The sequence below is a fragment of the Nocardia veterana NBRC 100344 genome (genome assembly GCF_000308855.1).
Lineage (GTDB): Bacteria > Actinomycetota > Actinomycetes > Mycobacteriales > Mycobacteriaceae > Nocardia > Nocardia veterana.
The window spans coordinates 69,109-89,083 of the sequence record NZ_BAGM01000009.1 but is presented as its reverse complement, the minus strand read 5'-3'; the positions used below and the strand labels follow the sequence as shown (position 1 = coordinate 89,083).

The following is a 19,975-nucleotide window of genomic DNA, read 5'->3' as shown; positions in this document are numbered from 1 at the left end:
TCTCGAGCCGGCCGGCGACCCGCAGTTCGGGGGCGTGATCGAGCACGGTGACGGCCGCGGCCCGGAATTCCGCACGGTCGGATTGCACCGCCAGTTCGGCGGCACGCGCCGCGCGCGCGGACAGCCACGGCGCGAACCCACCGGAAATCATCAGCGCCGCCGCCAGAATCACACCCGCGGGCAGGGAGACAGTGGCCAGCAGGGCGACGGCGGCCAGCGAGAGCAGGATCGCGACGGCGATGGGTACGACCGCTCGCACGATCACGGCGCCCAGATCGTCGATATCCGCGCCGATCCGGGTGAGCAGATCCCCCCGGCGGAGCAGACCACTCTCCTCGCCGCCGTCACCTGCGCCCGCCGGACCGGTGGACGGGCCGATCACGGTGGGGCCGGCCGCGTTTCCACCGCGTCCCACGGCGCCGGATCGCCTACCGCGACCGGCCGGCCGGCGTCGCTCGGCCGGACCGGTATCGCCCGGAACGGGTTGTGCCGACATGGACGAACTGCCGGCGGCATAGTGTTTCGCCGGATCGGCGGCGTCGTCCTCGGTGCGGACGCCGGGGCGCAGCGTCCAGATATCGGCGCGCGCCAACGCGGTGTACACGGCGGTGCGGGCGGTCGTCATGGCACGCAGCGCGACGTCGTGGGTCGCCAGCCGCTCGAGGTAGCGGAACAAGCCGCGCGAGATACCGAGCGCCCGGACCGCGACCACGGCGACCGTCAGATCCAGCACCGGCGGCATCTGCCAGGCCCGGGCGATCAACCACGCCGCCAGCGCCGCCAACCCGAGCCCGCTGCCCAGCGCGACCGTACCCCAGCAGATCGATACGACCACGCGCCACGGGGAGATCTCCGACACCCGCCGCAGCTCGCGCAGATCGGCACACAGGGATTTCACGCCGTCCACTCCCCCGTCCTCGTCGCGCCGGCGCCGATCGGCGCAACGGGCGTGCCCGATGCGTTCCCATCGCCACGCCGCACCTCGCCCGCACGATCTCTCTCCGCAGCATGCCAAGGACCGTTCGATTCGCGAGTTCGCTCGGAGCACGTCTTCGCATCGGCGTCACCGATGCGCTCCGGCACGCCATCCGACGACGAGGTACCCGGCCCGGGTTCGTCCGGCGGCGAGGCAGCCACCCCTGACGACCGCGACGCCGGGCCCAGGTCGCGGTCGGCCGAGTCACGTTGCGCGGCCGCGGTTTCCGCCGGACCGGGCTCGGGCCGCGCGGCTACCTCGATGATGTGGTCGGCAATGGCCAGCACGGTGGGGCGGTGCGCAACCACGACGACCGTCGCACCCGCGCGGGCCCGTTCGGTGAGGGCGGCGAGCACGGTGGCCTCGCTGCGCTCGTCGAGATGAGCGGTGGGCTCGTCGAGTAGCAGGATCGGACGGCCGGCGGCCAGCACCCGGACCAATGCCAGCCGTTGCCGCTGGCCGAGCGACAATCCGACGCCACCGGGGCCCACCACGGTATCCCACCCGTCCGGAAGTTCGGCGGGGACCGCGTCGAACCCCGTTGCCGCACAGGCCCTGTCGACGGACACCGCGCGGCGCGCCGCATCCTGTTCCGCGTGGGGTGCCGCATCGTCGGCGGCCGAACCGCGCCCGCTGTCCCCGGCTCGGGCGCCGAGGAGTTCGAGGTTCTCCCGCAAGGTGCCGGGCAACAGCACCGGACGCTGGGGCAACCAGGCGATATGCGACCACCACCGGTCCGGATCGAGCTCCCCGACCGGGCGACCGGCCACCAGCGCCTCGCCGTGATCCGGTGGCAGCAGTCCCAGTAGCACTTGCAGCGCAGTCGATTTCCCGCTTCCGTTGGGGCCGATCAGGGCGTTCACCGAACCCGGACGCAGCCGACCCGACAGTCCGGCGGGGGCGTACCCGTCCCGTGCGCGCACCCACACATCACGCAGCTCGATCTCTCCCGTCCCCGATGCGATCGCCGCCGCGAACTGCTCGCCGGATCGCCGGGCGCCGCGGGCAGCGCCTTGCGCAGGTCCGGCCGGGTCCGCCGTCGGGAGTTCCCGCGTACCGGCGACGGCCGCCGAGCGGTCCCGTGCCTCGGCCCGGCCGGGCTCCAGCACCGCGAAAGCCTTTTCAGCAGCGGCCATCCCGTCCTGTGCGGCATGAAACCGCTCCCCTACCGCACGCAGCGGCAGATAGACCTCCGGGGCGAGGATCAGGCCCAGCAGGCCCGCGGACAACCCCATATGCCCGAAGACCAGCCGCATGCCGATCGATACGGCGACCAGCGCCACGCAGAGAGTCGCCAGCATCTCCAGCACCATCGAGGACAGGAACGCCATCCGCAGTGTCGCCATCGTCCGCTTGTGCAGCGCCTCGCCCAGTGCGCGGACCCGCTGCCGCATGGTCGGCGAACCGTCCTCGACCGCACCGGTTTCCCGGCCCAGGGCCCGCAGTGTCGGCATTCCGGCGAACAGGTCGAGCATCTGATCCGACAGCCTGGTGGTGGCGGCCAGGGCGTCGTCGGCTCGCCCTTGGGTCAGCAAGCCGATCAGGATCATGAAGATCGGGATCAGCGGCAGCGTCACCAGGATGATGATCGCGGCGGTGAGGTCGTGCACGGCGATCACGGTCAGGACGATCGGCGGCACCGTCACCGCGAGCAGCAGCGCCGGCAGATATCCGGTCAGATACGCCCGCAACCCACCCAGCCCGTCACCCACCACCACGGCGAGTTCGGTGCGCCGCGAATCCAGTGCGCGCGGTGGTAGGGCGGCTCCGGCGGCCAGCACGGAAGTCTCCAGTTCCGATACCACCTGCGCGCCGGCCCGGTGCGCGAGCCGCGACTGCCACCAGGTCGCGATCACCCGCAGCGCGATCGCCGCCCCCAGCACCGCCAGCTCGAGGGTCCACGCCCCGGGGGTCCGCCGCCCCGGGTCGGTGATCACGCCCGCCGCGATCCGGGCCAACGCCAGTGCCCCGACCACGATCCCGGCCGTGATCGCCAGCGAAAGTCCCACGCTGACAATCAGATACCGGCGTGCCGTGCGGGCGTAGCGCCACAGCCGGGGGTCGACGGGCCGGGCCATGGCGGTCTACCGCACCCGGCTGCGCATCGACAGGCCGATGGGCGCCGGGATCTGCTCGACGGTGATGCGCTTGCGGAACACCCAGTACGTCCAGCCCTGGTAGATCAGCACGACCGGGGTCAGCACCACCGCGACCCAGCTCATCACCACCAGCGTGTAGTGGGTGGACGAGGCGCTGACGGTCGGATGCCCGTCGATCGTCCGGCCGTCGACCGTGAGCCCGTAGGCGGCGTCGATGGTGGACGGCAGCACGTACGGGAACAACGCGCCGAACAGCAGCACGATCGCCGCGATCACGGTGACGGCGGTGCCGGTGAACGCCCAGCCGTCGCGATGCCGCAGGACCGCGGCACCGGCCAGCAGGAGGCCGAACACCGCCAGCGCCAACGGGATCCAGGTCCAGCCGTGACCGTGCGCGAGTTGCGTCCACACCGCGAACCCGCCCGCCACCACGGTGGTGGGCAGCCAGATGCCGCGGGCGATGCGCTCGGCGCTCTCCCGGATGTCGCCGCCCGTCTTCAGCGCGATGAACACCGCGCCGTGCAGGATGAACAGCAGCAGCAGGGTCAGCGCGCCGAGCAGCCCGTAGGGGTTGAGCAGATCGAGGAAACCATCCTCGATGCGTTTGTGCGCGTTGAGCGCGACCCCGTGCACGATATTCGCGAAGGCCAGTCCCCAGGCGAGGGCGGGCACCCAGGAACCGAAGACGATCGCCCGGTCGCACCACCTCGACCAGCGCGGATCGTTGATCTTGCCGCGCCATTCGATCGCCACCGCGCGCACGATCAACGCCACCAGAATCAACAGCAGCGCCACATAGAACCCGGAGAACAGGCTGGCGTACCACTCGGGGAAGGCGGCGAACATGGCACCGCCCGCGGTGATCAACCACACCTCGTTGCCGTCCCAGACCGGGCCGATCGTATTGAGCACGGCGCGTTTTCGCGTTTCGTCGCCGCGGCCGATGATCGGCATCAGAATTCCGACGCCGAAGTCGAAACCCTCGAGCACGAAGTAGCCGGTGAACAGCACACCGATCAGCAAGAACCAGAATTCGGGCAGACTCATCCTCGGCTCCTCAGTACGCGAACGAAAGTTTCTCGACCGCAGGCGTTTCCGCATCGGCGACCGGCGGCCGTTCCGGTCCCTCGATGACATAGCGGCGCATCAGGAAGAACCACACGACCGCCAGCACGCCGTAGACCAGGGTGAAGACGATGAGCGAGGCCAGCACGGTGCCCGCGGTATGACCGGAGACGGCTTGCTGCACCGTCATCCGGATCGCCGGATCACCGGTCGGATTCGGCGCCACCACCCACGGCTGACGGCCCATTTCGGTAAAGACCCAGCCCGCGCTGTTGCCGAGGAACGGGGTGGGGATGCAGATCAGGCTGAGCCATTTGAACCAGTTCTGGTCGGGCACCCGGCCGCGCCGGGTCATCCAGAAGCCGAGCAGCGCGATGGCGGCCGATCCGGCCGCCCAGCCGATCATGGCGCGGAAGGTCCAGTAGGTGACGAACAGGTTCGGCCGGTAGTCACCGGGTCCGAACTTCTCGTTGTAGCCGACCTGCAGATCCTTCACGCCCTGCAGCGTGACATCGCTGAACTTGCCCTCGGCGAGATACGGCAGCACCCCCGGCACCTGGATCACGTGGGTGACGCTGTCGCAGTTGTTGTGGGTGCCGACGGTCAGAACCGAGAAATTGGGGTCGGTTTCGGTGTGGCACAACGATTCCGCCGAGGCCATCTTCATCGGCTGCTGTTTGAACATCAGCTTGCCCTGCACATCGCCGGTGAAGACCAGGGCGATACCGGAGATCACGATCACCCACATGCCGGCCCGGGCGGCGGGGCGCCACATACCGCGTGCCTCGGCCATCTTCTCGGCACTGCCCGAGCGCGCGTTGCGCACCATCCACCATCCGCCGATACCGGCGACGAACGTTCCGGCGGTGAGGAACGCACCGGCGACGACGTGTGGAAAGGCGGCGAGCGCGGTGTTGTTGGTCAGCAGCGCGCCGATGCTCTCGAGTTCGGCGCGGCCGGTTTCCGGGTTGTATTTCGCGCCGACCGGATGCTGCATGAACGAGTTGGCCGCGATGATGAAGTACGCGGAGGCGTTCACGCCGATGGCGACCAGCCAGATGGTGGCCAGATGGACCAGCTTCGGCAGCCGCGACCAGCCGAAGATCCACAGACCGAGGAAGGTCGATTCCAGGAAGAAGGCGGCCAGGCCCTCCATGGCCAGCGGAGCGCCGAAGACATCGCCGACGAAGCGGGAGTATTCGCTCCAGTTCATGCCGAACTGGAACTCCTGCACGATGCCGGTCGCCACCCCGAGCGCGAAGTTGATCATGAACAGCTTGCCGAAGAACTTCGTCAGCCGGTACCAATGATCCTTACCCGTGATCACCCAGGCGGTCTGCATTCCGGCGACCAGGGGCGCGAGGCCGATGGTGAGCGGGACGAAGATGAAGTGATAGACGGTCGTGATCCCGAACTGCCAACGCGAGACGTCGACGACATCCATCCGGCGGCCTCCTGTGTGATGCGGGATGTCCACATGTACTACGACATGTCGTAGTAGAGCCTACGCCGGAACAGCCGTGGGGCAACGAGTCCTACGTCACGACACTCCAACATTTTTGCTGCGTGATAGCGGATTTCCGGCGCGGTCGGCTACGTCCGGATCATGGTCGCACGTTCTATTGATTCCAGTCGGCGATATTCCACGCCCGGCCGATCCCCTTGTCCACCAATTCCACGATCTCCTCGGCACAGTCGGGTGCCGACATCCGCAGCCCGTCCAAGGTCGCCACCCGGGCCGCCAGCGTGATGCTCGACAGTAGCCAAACACTGTCGGCCGTAACGAGATCCGCGGTGAACAGGGATTTGTACCGGCACTCCCAGCCGGCCTTCTCGGCCTCGGCGAACAATGCCCGCTGCGTGATGCCGGGCAGGACGCCGTCACGGGCCGGCGGTGTGAGGAGTTGTTTGTCGCGCTGGATCACCACGGTGGAGCGCGGTCCCTCGAGCACCCGGTGTTCAGTGCTGGTGAAGATGACGTCGTCGGCGTCCATCCGGGCGGCGAAGCGCAGGGCGGCCATATTCGTCGCATACGACAGCGTTTTGGCGCCCAGCAACAGCCACGGCGCGTTCGTCGCCAGTTCGGTAGAGATACCGCGCGCGAGCGTGATCACCGAAACACCCTCCGCGCGCGCCTTGCTCACCCGCTCGGCGACCGGGCTGACCAGGACGTACCCGGTGAGATCGGGCGTAGGCCCGGACAGTTCACCCGAGCCCACCCGCTTCGACTCGGCACCCTCGCGGCCGCGGGTGACGATCATGCGCAGCACGCCCTCGCGCTCGCTGCCCCACTCCTTGGCCGCGGTCTCCACGGCCGTACGCCACTGCGCGACATCCGGATCGGGCAGATCCAATGCCTGCGCGGAGCGCCGGAGCCGAGCCAGATGCAATTCCAATGCACTCGCTTTGCCGTCGCGTACCAGTACCGTCTCGAAAACACCGTCGCCACGGAGGGCGCCGATATCGTCCGCGAAGAGTAACGGCTCGTCCGGATCCCGGACCGTGCCGTCGAGTGTCACCAGAACTCGATCCACCATGCGTGGCAGCCTAGGCGAATCAGGGGCCGAAGGAGTGGGTACGCGAGGCCGCCCACGTCTTCGCCCGCCTCGGCGGCCCGGGCCGCTCGATCACGGCACATCCCCGGCACACGCGCCGCACACCTGCGGCAACCCGCGCCGCGACGTCACCGTATGCCGTGACCGCCTATTGTGGAATACGTGTCCGTGGTTGCCGCCCCCAGTCCACTGCTCGGTCTCCCAGGGGCCGTGCCCGGCCCGCCCGAAGGTCCCGATGCCGCGGTGGCGTGGCATTACGGCGATCCCTTCGCCGAACAGCGCGCCGCAGCCCAACGCGTAGCGGTGATCGACCGCTCGCACCGATTCGTCGCGACGGTCACCGGCGCCGAGCGGCTGAGCTGGTTGCACACCATCTCCAGTCAGCACATCGCCGAACTGGCCGACGGCCGGTCCGCGGAGAACCTCGATCTGGATCTCAACGGCCGGATCCAGCATCATTTCGTGCTCACCGAACTCGATCGGACGGTGTGGATCGACACCGAGGGCGAGCGCGGGCCGGCGCTGCTGGACTTCCTGCAGAAGATGGTCTTCTGGGCGGACGCGAAACCCGAGGCGGCCGACTACGCGGTGTTGAGCCTGCTGGGTCCGCGGGTGCGCGAGCTGACCTCGGCGCTCGGTATCGCCGACCTGCCCGGCGTCTACGAGGCCGCCGCACTGCCCGGCGGCGGCTTCCTGCGCCGGATGCCCTGGCCCACCGACGATTCCTTCGACCTCGTGATCCCGCGGGACGGGCTGGCCGAATGGTGGTCGACGCTCACCGCCGCCGGCGCCGAACCGGCCGGTCTGTGGGCGTTCGAGGCGCTGCGCGTCGCGGCGCTGCGCCCGCGGATCGGCATCGACACCGACGAACGCACCATCCCGCACGAGGCGCACTGGATCGGCGGCCCGGCCGAATTCGGCGCGGTCCACCTGAACAAGGGCTGCTATCGAGGACAGGAAACCGTCGCCCGGGTGCACAACCTCGGTAAACCGCCGCGGCATCTGGTGCTGCTCCATCTGGACGGATCGGCCGACTCCCGGCCCACGACCGGTGACCCGGTGACAGCGGGTGGACGCGCGGTCGGCCGGCTCGGCACCGTGATCGACCACTTCGAACTGGGCCCCATCGCATTGGCGCTGGTCAAGCGGGGCGTCGCGGCCGATACCGAGCTCTCGGCCGGATCGATGGCCGCGGCCATCGATCCGGATTCGATTCCCCCCGATGACCAGCCCCAGGCCGGTCGGCTCGCGATCGACAAGTTGCGCGGCCGGTGAGCGCCCCCGCAGCGCCCCGGGAAATCGGCGCGGTCGGCCAGGTACTCGCGGTCTGCGTCCTGCATGCCGAGCTGGAGGTGCCCGCCAAGGTCAGCCGGGTCGGCCGGACCGCGATCGACAAACGCCCGGTATCGGCTCGGGTCGGCGTCCGCGCGCTCGGTCTCGACGGCGATCACGTCTGCGATACGAAACATCACGGCGGCATCCATCAGGCGGTTTACGCCTACGCCGAGGAAGACGCTCGGCAGTGGGGTGAGCGACTGGGCCGCACGCTCGCGCCCGGCTGGTTCGGCGAGAACCTGCGCATCTCGGGACTGCCGGTCAGTGATGCCGTGATCGGTGAACGCTGGCGGATCGGCGATACCGTCCTCGAGGTCACGGCGCCGCGGGTGCCGTGCGCGACCTTCGGGCACTGGTCCGGCGAGAAACAATGGGTCAAACGCTTCACGTTGCAGGCCGACACCGGGGCGTACCTGCGCGTATTGACCGAGGGCACGATCGGCGCCGGCGACCGCGTGCACGTCGACCACATTCCCGATCACGGAGTGACGGTCCGGGATCTGTTCACCGGCGACGATCCGGCGCGGCTGGAGTATCTGCTCGAAGTCGAACCGACCGTCTCCGCGGATGTCCGCATGCAGGTCGCCCGGCATGCGCGGCGGGCCGCCAACCGCACCCCGAACACCGAACCCCACGAGGAGATCCGCGTGGCCGCGCGGACCAGCGGCTCGCCGGACGTGGCACCCTCGGAGCAAGCGCCGAGCGGAGTCGACGCGGACCTTCCGCCCGGAACGCAGCCGGAAACCGCGGTATCGGCGGCGACAGTGTGTGCCACCGCGGAGGGAGGAGACCGGTCGTGAGTGTCGAACTGGTGGAGGTGGTTCGTTCCGGATTCCGCGAATGCGTCCATCGCGGTTCGGTGGTGATCGTCGAACCCGACGGGGAACCGTCGCTCGCGCTGGGCGAGGTACACCTGCCGATCTTTCCGCGTTCGACGAACAAGCCCATGCAGGCGATCACCTTGCTGCGCAACGGCTTCGAACCCCTCGACGAGGCCGAACTGGCCATCGCCACCGCCTCGCACTTCGGCGAACCCGATCATCTCGCCCTGGTGCGCCGGCTGCTGGACCGATTCGGTTTCGACGAGGACCGCTTGGCCTGCCCCCCGGATCTGCCGATGGGCGAACAGGCCCGAGCCGAGGCGCTGGCCGGCCGCGATCGCAGCTCCGCGGCACGCAGGATCTTCATGAACTGTTCGGGCAAACATGCCGCGATGCTGGCCACCTGTTCGATCAACGGATGGCCGACGACGGGATACCTCGATCCCGCCCATCCGCTGCAGCAGGCGGTGACGGCAACGATCATCGAGATCACCGGCGAGCCGGAAACCGATCTCGGGATCGACGGCTGCGGACTGCCGATCGTTCCGGTCTCGCTGATCAATCTGGCCCGGGCCTACGCGCGACTGGCCACCGCGGCCGAGGGATCATCGGAACGCCGGGTCGCGGACGCGATTCGCCATCATCCGCGAGTGATTTCGGGCACGGACGCACCCGATCTGGAGACCATGCGGGCGACCCCCGGACTGGTCTGCAAAATCGGAGCGGACGGCGTGCACGCGGGTGCGCTGCCCGACGGCCGGGCCTTCGCCTACAAGATCGACGACGGGCACGACCGGGCCCGGATGCCGCTGACGCAGGCGATTCTCCAGCGGATGGGGGTGGAGTGGACCGAGACCCACGCCGAGCTCGCCGGCGCACCGGTCCTGGGCGGCGGGGCACGCGTCGGCATCATCCGGGCAATCCCGGGTGTGGTGTAGAACCTCGCGAACGGTGGTCGCTCCGGAGTCTTCCCCCACTCATGGAAGCGCGACCGCCTGACACACGCTAAAGTGTCTGTCAGGAAGATTATTAATTCGAACGGGGCCGCCAACCACCCCAGGCCGCCCCGCAGTGACGCGAGGGGGTCAGCCATGGGCCGTGGCCGGGCTAAGGCAAAGCAGACCAAGGTTGCACGCGAGCTGAAGTACAGCTCGCCGTCGACCGACTTCGCGAGCCTTCAGCGCGAGCTGTCGGGGCACTCCCCCCGGCGGAGCGGTGTGCTGTCCGAAGAGCACGATTCGGACGACGCGCTCAAGCGCTGGGAGGAAGATGAGGATTACGACGACTGGCGCCGCTGACTCGGTTCGATGGCTCGAGGGGGAGGCCTGAGGGGCCTCCCCTTTCGCACGTCGGCAGTAATTTTCGGTGTGACGGTCCCCGATTCCGACATCGATGAGGGCTCGTAGTACGGGTTGCCGCCCGTGGTATCGCCGGTGCGTCCGCGCGATACCGACGGCGGCGCAACCCGAGTTCGGCACACCTTGGGGCCTGCGCCCGCTTCTGATTCGCGAGCTCACTCGTCGATCGTCCGCGGTTGCGGATTCGCTCGTCGACAGCGGCCGGGCCGCCTGACTCTCCCACGGGTTGGGGCGACTCCGACCGAGAGACCACGGTTCCGCGCACCGAGAGACGATGGTTGCGCGCTGGCGACCACGGCCCCGGATCCAGAGATACCGAAGCGTCCCCGCCCGAAATCTTCGAGACGGGGACATTTCGCGCTATCGCAGAGAACCGTTCAGAACCGCGGGTGCTCCCCCACCAGCGCCACTCGCGGCGCATCGGCATCCTTGGCCTTCTTGACCGTTCCCAGCGTCCAGCATTCGATGTGCCGGGCGGTCAGTACGGCGAGCGCACGGTCGGCATCCTCGGGCGCGACGACGGCGACCATGCCGACGCCCATGTTGAAGGTCTTCTCCATCTCGGCCCGCTCGACCCGGCCCCGCTGCGCGATCAGCTTGAACACCGGCGCGGGATTCCAGGTGCCACGGTCGATCTCGGCGACCAGGCCGGCCGGCAGCACCCGCGCCAGATTGTTGGCCAAGCCGCCTCCGGTGACGTGGGCGAAGGTGCGCACATCGGTTTCGGCGATCAGCGCCAGACAATCCTTGGCATAGATCTTGGTAGGTTCCAGCAACTCCTCACCGAGCGTGCGGCCGAATTCCTCCACATGGCCGGTCAGCGCCATCCGGTCGATATCGAGCAGCACCCGGCGAGCCAGGCTGTAGCCGTTGGAGTGCAGACCCGAGGAACCCATGGCGATGACCACGTCGCCCGGACGGACCCGGTCGGGGCCCAGCACGGCGTCGGCCTCCACGACCCCGACCCCGGTCGCGGAGATGTCGTAGTCGTCGGCGCCCATCAGACCCGGGTGCTCTGCCGTCTCGCCGCCGAGTAGCGCGCATCCAGCCTGGATACAGCCCTCGGCGATACCGGAGACGATCTGGGCGACCCGTTCCGGGACCACCTTGCCGACGGCGATGTAGTCCTGCAGGAACAGTGGCTCGGCGCCGCAGACGACCAGATCGTCGACCACCATGGCGACCAGGTCGAGACCGACGGTGTCGTGCTTGTCGAGCGCCTGAGCCACCGCGATCTTGGTACCCACGCCGTCGGTGGAGGCGGCCAGCAGCGGCTCCCGGTAGCCGCCCTTCAGCGCGAACAGGCCGGCGAATCCGCCCAGCCCGCCCTGCACCTCGGGCCGGCTGGCCTTCTTGGCCAGCGGCGCGAACAACTCGACTGCGCGGTCGCCGGCCTCGATGTCGACACCGGCGGCGGCGTAGGACGCGCCACCGGATTGGGCCTCGTCGGCACCGGCGTTCACGCCGGCGCCACTCGGGGTCTGCTCAGTCATTGTTCGGGAAAGCTCCAAACCGAATCGGCGGATAGATGCCTGATCACGCTACCGGAGCCGGATAACGGGACTGCACCGGTATTGGGCTGCACGCACGGATTCGAGGCTACCGTCACATCCGCCGTTGACATACATACGGTATGTAGGTAACTCTGGAGTCCCAGCACACCCCCTATCGGAAGGCATGTCATGGGAATCAGCACCAGCCTCGGTCCGATCCGGCACCTCGAACTGCCGGGCGGCCGCATTCGATATCACGACACCGGATCGGGGGCGCCGGTCGTCTTCGTCCACGGCCTGCTGGTCAACGCCGACCTGTGGCGAAAGGTGGTTCCCCGGGTCGCCGCCGCGGGCCACCGCTGCCTGACGCCGGACTGGCCCTTCGGCTCCCATTCCGAACCGATGCCGGACGCGGATCTGAGTCCGACCGGCGCGGCCGATCTCATCTCGGCGTTCCTGCGTGAACTCGACCTCCACGACGTCACCCTCGTGGCCAACGACACCGGCGGGGCGATCACCCAGATCATGTTGTCGCGCGACCGCAGCCGCATGGGTCGCGTGGTGTTCACCAATTGCGATGCCTACGAGAAGTTCTTCCCCCAACCCTTCACTCCGCTACCGCGGCTGTCGCGGGTTCCAGGTTTGCTCACGGCGATCCTGCAGAGTCTGCGGTTCCGCCCGGCGCAGCGGCTACCGCTCGCGTTCGGCCTGGTCACCAAGCGGCCCCTGCCGCCGGAGATCGCGGATTCCTATCTACTGCCCAGCCGCAATTCGGCGGCCATCCGGGCCGATCTGCGACGCTTTCTGCGCGATATCCATAAACGGCACACACTCGCCGCCGCACGCAGCTTCCCCACGCTCGACCTGCCGGTGCTGCTGGCGTGGGCGCCCGAGGACAAGGTGTTCCGACTGGAGTTCGCGCAGCGGATGGCCGCTGATCTCCCCGACGCGACGATCAGGACGATCGAGGATTCCCTCACCTTCAGCGCCGAGGACCAGCCCGAGTTGCTCGGCGACTTGATCGTGGAGTTCACTCGGCTGCATGCCACGCCGTAGTCAGGAGGACAGATCACGCGCCACTCGGGCGAGTCTGGAGGCGGTCGGGCGGCGGCTGTTCGCCGAACGCGGGTACGCCGCGGTGTCGGCGGAGGAGATCGTCGCTGCGGCCGGCGTCACGCGGGGCGCGCTGCATCACCACTACGCCGATAAGCGCGGGTTGTTCGTCGCGGTGCTGGAACAGCTCGAGGCGGACAACACCGATGAGATCCGGCAAGCGATCGACGCCCTGCCCGACCCGACCGATCTGCTGGCCGTCATGGCGACCGGGCTGCATACCTTCCTGATGGTCAGCCGCCGCCCGGAAACCGTGCGGATCGCGATGTCCGACGGTCCCGCTGTTCTGGGGTGGCAGGGCTGGCGGGAAATGGAATCGCGGCACGGCCTGGGGCTGATCACCAATCAGCTGGAGTTGGCCGTGGAATCCGGTCTCGCGCCGGCGCTTCCGGTGCGAACGCTGGCGCAGCTGATTCTGGCCGCGATCACCGAGGCAGGCATGATCGTCGCGCACGCCGAGGATCCGGATGCGGCCGCAGCCGAGGCCGAACAGTGCATCCTCATGATGCTCGCCGGCCTGCTCACCCCGCCGAACGCGCCACCGGCGAACGACTGAGGCGAACCGAATCGAACCGGCAGCGCGCGGTGCGCGCGGTTCGGCGACGAGCGCCGTGCAGGGTCAGGGTTCACGACCGGCAGTCGAGCGGCAGCGGCTCAGGGTCGGCTCAGCGCACTCGCGTTCGCGTTGTCGCCCAGCAGTTCCGACTCCGACTTACCGGACAGGATGCCCTCGAGCACGTTCTTGCCGACCGCCGCCTCGGTGGGCAGCGGGATCGGATACTTGCCGTCGAAGCAGGCACAGCACAGCCGCGAACGGGGCTGTTCGGTGGCGGCCACCATGCCCTCGAGCGAGATGTAGCCGAGGCTGTCGGCACCGATGGACCGGCGCACGTTCTCGACCATCGCCGCTTCCGAATCTTCCGATCCCTCCGGCAGTTCCGGCCCGGCGCCGTTGGCGATCAACTCCGCCCGGGAGGCGAAATCGATGCCGTAGAAGCAGGGCCACTTCACCGGCGGCGACGCGATCCGGACGTGGATCTCCAGCGCACCGGCCTCGCGCAGCATCCGGATCAGCGCGCGCTGGGTATTGCCGCGCACGATCGAATCGTCGACCACGATCAACCGCTTACCGCGAATGACCTCGCGCAACGGATTGAGCTTCAACCGAATACCGAGCTGGCGAATGGTCTGGCTGGGCTGAATGAAGGTGCGCCCGACATAGGCGTTCTTCATCAGACCCTGCCCGTAGGGCACGCCGGACCCCTGGGCGTAGCCGACCGCGGCGGGCGTACCGGATTCCGGGACCGGGATGACCAGATCGGCCTCCACCGGATGTTCGGCGGCGAGGCGACGACCGATCTCGACCCGGGTGGCATGCACCGAGCGACCAGCGATCGTGGAGTCGGGCCGGGCCAGATAGACGTATTCGAAGACACACCCCTTGGGTTCGGGGTTGGCGAAGCGCAGCGAACGCACACCGTCGGCATCGATCGCCAACAATTCGCCCGGCTCGATCTCCCGCACGAAGGAGGCGCCCACGATGTCGAGTGCCGCGGTCTCACTGGCGACAACCCAGCCGCGGTCGAGGCGGCCCAGGCACAACGGGCGCACACCCTGCGGGTCGCGGGCCGCGTAGAGGGTGTGCTCGTCCATGAAGGTCAGGCAGAAGGCGCCGCGCAGGGTCGGCAGCAGCTCCATGGCCGCCTGTTCGATGCTCTTGTCGGCCGCGGCATGCGCCAGCAGCGCGGTCATCACATCCGAATCCGAGGTGGCGGTGATCGCACTGCCCGGTAAGCGGCCGTTGATCAGCCCGAGTTCCCGGGCCCGGGTCGCCAATTCGGCCGTGTTCACCAGATTTCCGTTGTGCCCCAGGGCAAGTCCGGTACCCACCGCGGTGGTGCGGAAGATCGGCTGGGCGTTTTCCCAGATGGTGGAGCCGGTCGTCGAGTAGCGACAGTGGCCGATGGCGACATGTCCCGGCATCGCCGCCAGGGTCTGCTCGTCGAACACCTGCGAGACCAGCCCCAGATCCTTGAAGACCAGCACCTGGGAGCCGTCGGCGACCGCGATCCCGGCCGCCTCCTGACCCCGGTGCTGCAGGGCGTACAGGCCGTAGTACGTGAGCTTGGCCACATCCTCGCCCGGCGCCCAGACACCGAACACGCCACACTCCTCGCGGGGTTCGTTCTCGGGTTCGTCGACGGCGGAGGTGTTGCGGCCTGCAGCGGTCTTCGGGATCGACAGATCGGCGTTGGTCACCGTTTGCTCCCTGTTAGTCGGGCGGGGGGCACTGATCATTCTACGGGTCATCCGTCCGAAACCCACCTACGGATCCGCCGGGTGGCAGGCGGTTTGCTGCTACGGTTCGTCCGTGGTGAGTACCGACAGCGCACTACAGACCCGAAATCCCCGGCGCCTGACGCCGATTCGATGGTTGTTCCCCGTTGTGGTCGTCTCGCTGGTGGCGGCGCTGCTGGGGCTGCTGTACCTCGACTACGTCGTGGATCCGGAGCGAAATCTGCACGATTTCCCCATTGCGCTGGTCAATCAGGACGTCGGTGAGACATTGGGCACACCCGGGCAGGAGAAGCGGGTGAACTTCGGCGACCAGGTCGCCGACGGCCTGCGCGCGGCCGTGCCGGCCGACGAGATCGATCTGCGCGTGCTCGGCCTGCCCGAGGCCCAGCAGCAGATGCAGAACGGCCAGGTCTACGGCACGATCATCATCCCCAGCGATTTCAGCAAGCGACTGGGGATCCTCGGCGTGGGCAGCGTGATTCCGGGCGATATCGAACACCCGATCATCACGCTGCAAACCAATCCCCGCACCGGCGCGTTCGCCACCCAGATCGTGGCCCGTTTCGGCGAGCAGGCGCTGCCGCAGATCAACGACCAGGTCGGCAAGCAACTCACCGAACAGGTCCAGGCCCAGTTGAAGCCGCCGCCGGGCGGCCCCCCGGCGCCCGAACTCTCCGGGGCGACCCGGCTGGCGCTGCAGCAACCGTTGCAGATCGTGGTGCAGGAATTCCATCCGCTACCCGGCGGCTCGGGCGAGGGCCTGACCGCGTTCTTCTACTCGCTGCTGCTCCTGCTGGCCGGAATGGTGGGCGCGATGATCGTGCACACCCTCGTCGATTCCACGCTCGGATTCATCCCGACCGAATACGGGCCGTGGTACGTCCACTACCCGGCGACACCGGTTTCCCGGGTCCGCACCCTGCTGATGAAGTGGGGAATCATGGCGGTGGCCGCGCTGGTGGTGTCGGGCATCTTCGTGGGTATCGGGGCCGCGCTGGGGATGCCGTTGGACAATCCGCTGGGGCTGTACCTCTACGGCGTACTGGCCATGATCGCGGTCGGATTCACCGGCATCTCGATCCTGGCCGCCATCGGTTCGGCCGGCCTGCTGGTGAACATGATCCTTTTCATCGTGCTCGGACTGCCGTCCTCGGGCGGCACGGTGCCGATCGAGGCGACGCCGAAATATCTCGGCTGGCTGGCCACCTTCGAACCGATGCACCAGGTGTTCCTCGCGGTCCGCGCGCTGCTGTATTTCGACGGTAACGGCGCGGCCGGCTTCACCCGCGGGTTCTGGATGACCGTGCTGGGACTGATCATCGGGGTGGTGCTCGGTCTGGTCGTGACCCGCTTCTACGATCGAAAAGGTTTGGAGCGCAGGCCGATCACCCTGACTCAGCCGGCTTGATGCGGCTCAGATCTGCACGAGCGGCAGCCAGCGTGCCAGCTCACCCGCGCGGATCCCGGAAATATTCAGTGCTCCCGACGCCACGGCGGTGTCGAACTCCATGAGTCCGGTCGCGAGCAACAACCATGTTCGCGGATCGGTCTCGACCACGTTGGGCGGGGTGCCACGAGTATGCCGCGGACCCTCGATGCACTGCACCGCCACGAACGGCGGCACCCGCACCTCCACCGATGCTCCGGGCGCCGCCGCGGCCAGGGTGCGGGCGGTGCCCCGCACGGCGGCGGCGAGTTCACCGCGCGGCGGAGGCGCCGCCGACTCGTCGCGCAGCCAGTCGCCGACCGCGACCACCGAATCACGCACCTGAACCGGGTCCACAGCCGAACGTCGCGCCATTCCGTCGAGCGTAACGAGCGGGCGCGAGCGGTGCACACGGGGTCGGCTGCGCCCGGGCCGATCGCATCGGGTCGGCGCGTCCGGTTGCGCAGACCGGCATTCGCGATGGCCGGCGAGCGACCGGCGCGAGATATCCACATCCATCCACACCGTGGGGTAGTGGGTCGGCCCCGGTTATTCGAGCTTCTTCGGCCGGCCGGAGCGTTCGCGCAGCACGACGGCGATTCGCGGGGCCAGGACGCCACCGGCGTTGAGCGCCAGGTGGGCGAGTGCGGGAGCGAGCGCGCTGCCGGTACGGCGGCGAAGCCACGAGAAGACGAACCCGCTCGCCGCCGTCACCGCGACCGTCATCGCGACGCTGTCGCCCGCCACCCGGGCGGGGTAGATATGCCACAGTCCGAAAACCATTGCACTGCCGTATTTTCCGTATCGCCCGAGGCCGGCCGGTAACGGATCCAGCGTCCCCCGGAAGATCAGCTCCTCGCTGTACACCGTGCCGAGCGGGATATGGATCGCGACCCATTCGGCCGTACTCACCTCGGGCCCGCGCACGGTGAACGCCGCCATCCGATCGCGGATCGCGGGAATCGCGATGCCCGCCGCATACCCGGTACCGATGACACCGAAAGCCACTGCACCCCAACCGAATCCGCGCCGCGAACACCAGGCCGGCTGCCCGCCGAAAACACCGGCGAACCCGGATGCGAACAGCACGTTGGCCGCGGTCCGCCCCCGAATGCCGAGGCCCAGCCGTGGCAACACCACATTGCTCCACAGCAGGGCGACTCCGGCCGCGGCGCCGCCGATCGCCCCGGGCCGGCCGGTCGCCCCACCGGCCCGCACGCCGTGCGGCGGCAGCCTCATTTGACCACCCGCTCGTATGCCTCCGACAGCTCCAACTGGGTCCGAATCTTCTCCTCGAGGTCCGGATTCCAGTCCGGCGGCGGGAGAACCGCGGCCCAGCCGTCGAGCACCAGCGTTCCGTAATTGTGACCGTGGCCGTCGCTCACGCCCTGCGCATTGGTCAGGTCCGCGGCCACCTGCCAGAAGGTGACCAGCGGCCACCAGCGCATCTGCGTGGACACATCCGAGCCGCGCGGCTCCGACAGCCAATCCGGTTGGGAGAAGATGAGATCCGGCGACCACCAGACGATGGGGTCGGAGGGATGCTGGAGATAGGCGATGCGAGGCCGCCGCCACTCCGGCGAGGGCTTACGCAGATCCGCCGCGCCGGAGGCGAATCGGACCACCAGCCCATCGGCGTAGATGGGTTCGACCTCGCGCGTACCCGGATCGCGGCGCTGCACGAACTGTTTCCACAGTCGATTCGAATTCGGCGGCCCCACCCACAGTGCGCCATCGACCTCGGCCCGCAGATCGGCCAGCCCGTTGAACGCCGACTCCGAACCCTGCGAGCCCAGACTCTCTCCATACACCAGCAGTTTCGGCCGCGACTGGGCCGGCCGCGCCGACCAGGCGGCATACACGGCGTCGAACATCCGCTTACCCGCGGCCGCGACCTTCTCCCGGTCCGCGAGGAACGACAGCACGCTGGGCAGATAGGAATACTGCGATGCCAGGATCGCGGTGTCGCCGCCGTACATGTACTCGATCGCACCCGCGGTCGTCGAGTTGACCCACCCGGTTCCGGTGGTCGTGACGATCACCAGCACCTTGCGATCGAAGGCGTGGGTGCGCTCGAGTTCGGCGACCGCCAACTCCTCCTGGGTCTGTCCCTCGCCGGCTGAGCCGAGCCCGACGTAGACCCGAACCGGTTCGCGCGCAGGCTTTCCCGTCACCGCGCCGATCCGGAAGGCATCGGGTCCGTGCGAGACGAACCAGCGACCCTCGGAACCGAGGGTGTCCCATTTCGCCAGGGACTGCGGGCTTCCCGACCGTTCGGGGCGGGTGGGTTGCACCGCATCGGGGGTCATCTTGTCGTTGCGCACGCTGAACGCCGAGTTGGCGACGTTGAAGAACGCCTCGGACAGCACACCGTTGAACAGCAGCACCGCCACCACTGCCAGCACGATCGCGCCCACACTCGGGGCGAGCCGTGGCGGCACCCGCACCCAGCGGCTGAGCAACCGGGCGAAGAATCGCACGATCCAGCGCAGGGTGCGATAGATCGCGACCACCAGCGCGGCCACCGCGGCGCTGAGCCCGCCGGTGCGCAGATAGGCGGCGCGCGTGGTGCCCTCCATGTCCATCAGGTCGTAGATCTGGCGCTGCCAGTCGGCCGACAGGACGAGCATGTAGATCGCGGTGAGGACGCAGATCGTCAGGATCGTCACCTTCACCGCGTAGCGAATCCGCAGCGACGGAGTGCGATACCGCAGGCGCGGCCGCACGAGTTTCCGGAAGCCCCACTCCAGCAGACATCCCACGCCGTAGCCGATGGCGGCATTGAGGCCACTGATGAGTCCCTGGAACAGCCAATCGCGCGGCAACAAGGAGGGCGTCACCGACCAGGCGAAGAACACCGTGGCGGTCACCAGGCCGACGTAGTTGAGGGCGATGATGTCGTCCTCGATGCGGCGCAGGAGCGTCAGGCCCCGCCGGTAGACGACAATGCCGCGCCTGCGCAGCGTTGTCATGGTCTCGGCGGTATCGAGCACCCGACAAGTATGGCGGTGGGCGACCCGAAATCGACGGAGCTCCGCACGTGAGGCAGACAACGGCGACAACGGGAATTACCCGGGGTACTCGAGTAGTTCTACGCGCGTGCGGCGCGGCTCGCCAACCGCACACTCGACGATATGAACCCTCCCACCCAGCAGAAGAGCAGCCCGGCCTTCCTGGCGCAGGCCGCCATCGCCTTCGGCGTCAGTTTCGTCGCGGCCACCGCGGGCATCGTCTATCTGCCGCTGGACATCTGGCAGCGCGGCTTCCTGTTGATGACCACCCTGTTCATGGTCTCGAGCGCGTTCACCCTGGCCAAGGTGATTCGCGATCAGTTCGAAGCCTCGCGCGTACACCAGCGGATCGACGAGGCACGCGTGGAAAAGCTGATGGCCGAACACGATCCGTTCCGGGTGTGAGCGGCCGCACCGCCGAGCCG

General features: G+C 68.3%; 17 protein-coding genes and 1 pseudogene. 8 read left to right on the top strand and 10 right to left on the bottom strand.

Annotation, left to right across the window (positions count from 1 at the left end; translation table 11 throughout):
- The 5 genes from ON37_RS33960 to ON37_RS02890 form a co-directional block, all read right to left on the bottom strand.
- On the bottom strand, positions 1-850 hold an 850-nt coding region (locus ON37_RS33960; RefSeq protein WP_479687413.1), incomplete at its 3' end, for an ABC transporter domain-containing protein.
- Between the two features lie 44 nt (positions 851-894).
- Entirely contained in the window at positions 895-3,054 is a 2,160-nt protein-coding gene (cydD, locus tag ON37_RS02905) for a thiol reductant ABC exporter subunit CydD (protein WP_083892679.1), read from the bottom strand.
- Between the two features lie 6 nt (positions 3,055-3,060).
- Positions 3,061-4,122, bottom strand: coding sequence for a cytochrome d ubiquinol oxidase subunit II (gene cydB, locus ON37_RS02900; protein ID WP_040716225.1), 1,062 nt, complete (start codon positions 4,120-4,122; stop codon positions 3,061-3,063).
- 10 nt (positions 4,123-4,132) lie between these two features.
- On the bottom strand, positions 4,133-5,584 hold the full coding sequence (locus ON37_RS02895; RefSeq protein ID WP_040716222.1) for a cytochrome ubiquinol oxidase subunit I: 1,452 nt from the start codon (positions 5,582-5,584) through the stop codon (positions 4,133-4,135).
- Between the two features lie 175 nt (positions 5,585-5,759).
- A complete protein-coding gene (locus tag ON37_RS02890; RefSeq protein ID WP_040716219.1) occupies positions 5,760-6,677 on the bottom strand; it encodes an aminodeoxychorismate lyase in 918 nt (305 codons plus the stop codon).
- Between the two features lie 180 nt (positions 6,678-6,857).
- Here ON37_RS02890 and ygfZ point away from each other — a divergent pair, with 180 nt between their 5' ends.
- From ygfZ to ON37_RS02870, 4 genes and pseudogenes are all read left to right on the top strand, one after another.
- A complete protein-coding gene (gene ygfZ, locus ON37_RS02885) occupies positions 6,858-7,970 on the top strand; it encodes a CAF17-like 4Fe-4S cluster assembly/insertion protein YgfZ (RefSeq protein WP_373281967.1) in 1,113 nt (370 codons plus the stop codon).
- Between the two features lie 23 nt (positions 7,971-7,993).
- Positions 7,994-8,617: pseudogene (locus ON37_RS02880) on the top strand (MOSC domain-containing protein); the annotation flags it as partial.
- A 209-nt stretch (positions 8,618-8,826) separates the two neighbouring features.
- A complete protein-coding gene (locus ON37_RS02875) occupies positions 8,827-9,789 on the top strand; it encodes an asparaginase (protein WP_040716214.1) in 963 nt (320 codons plus the stop codon).
- A gap of 153 nt (positions 9,790-9,942) precedes the next feature.
- Complete coding sequence (locus tag ON37_RS02870) at positions 9,943-10,149, top strand: DUF3073 domain-containing protein (protein WP_040716211.1); 207 nt, start codon at positions 9,943-9,945, stop codon at positions 10,147-10,149.
- A 437-nt stretch (positions 10,150-10,586) separates the two neighbouring features.
- On the opposite strand, the gene purM is transcribed toward ON37_RS02870, so the two are convergent.
- On the bottom strand, positions 10,587-11,702 hold the full coding sequence (gene purM, locus ON37_RS02865) for a phosphoribosylformylglycinamidine cyclo-ligase (RefSeq protein ID WP_040716209.1): 1,116 nt from the start codon (positions 11,700-11,702) through the stop codon (positions 10,587-10,589).
- Between the two features lie 189 nt (positions 11,703-11,891).
- On the opposite strand from purM, the gene ON37_RS02860 reads away from it, so the two are divergent.
- Both ON37_RS02860 and ON37_RS02855 read left to right on the top strand, forming a co-directional pair.
- Entirely contained in the window at positions 11,892-12,758 is an 867-nt protein-coding gene (locus tag ON37_RS02860) for an alpha/beta fold hydrolase (protein WP_040716207.1), read from the top strand.
- Positions 12,745-13,371: a TetR/AcrR family transcriptional regulator gene (locus ON37_RS02855; RefSeq protein ID WP_040716204.1), complete on the top strand. Its 627-nt coding sequence runs from the start codon at positions 12,745-12,747 to the stop codon at positions 13,369-13,371. The genes ON37_RS02860 and ON37_RS02855 overlap by 14 nt, the downstream gene beginning before the upstream one ends.
- A gap of 98 nt (positions 13,372-13,469) precedes the next feature.
- On the opposite strand, the gene purF is transcribed toward ON37_RS02855, so the two are convergent.
- Positions 13,470-15,074, bottom strand: coding sequence for an amidophosphoribosyltransferase (purF, locus tag ON37_RS02850; RefSeq protein WP_040716201.1), 1,605 nt, complete (start codon positions 15,072-15,074; stop codon positions 13,470-13,472).
- Between the two features lie 112 nt (positions 15,075-15,186).
- Between purF and ON37_RS02845 the strand changes: the two genes are divergently transcribed.
- Entirely contained in the window at positions 15,187-16,521 is a 1,335-nt protein-coding gene (locus ON37_RS02845; RefSeq protein WP_444543872.1) for a YhgE/Pip domain-containing protein, read from the top strand.
- A gap of 6 nt (positions 16,522-16,527) precedes the next feature.
- On the opposite strand, the gene ON37_RS02840 is transcribed toward ON37_RS02845, so the two are convergent.
- The 3 genes from ON37_RS02840 to ON37_RS02830 form a co-directional block, all read right to left on the bottom strand.
- A complete protein-coding gene (locus ON37_RS02840; RefSeq protein ID WP_040716297.1) occupies positions 16,528-16,914 on the bottom strand; it encodes a sterol carrier family protein in 387 nt (128 codons plus the stop codon).
- A 174-nt stretch (positions 16,915-17,088) separates the two neighbouring features.
- Positions 17,089-17,778, bottom strand: coding sequence for a CPBP family intramembrane glutamic endopeptidase (locus tag ON37_RS02835; RefSeq protein WP_083892678.1), 690 nt, complete (start codon positions 17,776-17,778; stop codon positions 17,089-17,091).
- Positions 17,775-19,532 carry an alpha/beta hydrolase gene (locus ON37_RS02830; protein ID WP_051031072.1) on the bottom strand — a complete coding sequence of 586 codons (1,758 nt, stop codon included), beginning with the start codon at positions 19,530-19,532 and terminating at the stop codon, positions 17,775-17,777. Before ON37_RS02830 ends, ON37_RS02835 begins: the two co-directional genes overlap by 4 nt.
- Before the next feature lie 141 nt (positions 19,533-19,673).
- On the opposite strand from ON37_RS02830, the gene ON37_RS02825 reads away from it, so the two are divergent.
- Positions 19,674-19,955, top strand: coding sequence for a YiaA/YiaB family inner membrane protein (locus ON37_RS02825; protein ID WP_040716200.1), 282 nt, complete (start codon positions 19,674-19,676; stop codon positions 19,953-19,955).
- The last annotated feature ends 20 nt before the right edge of the window (positions 19,956-19,975 follow it).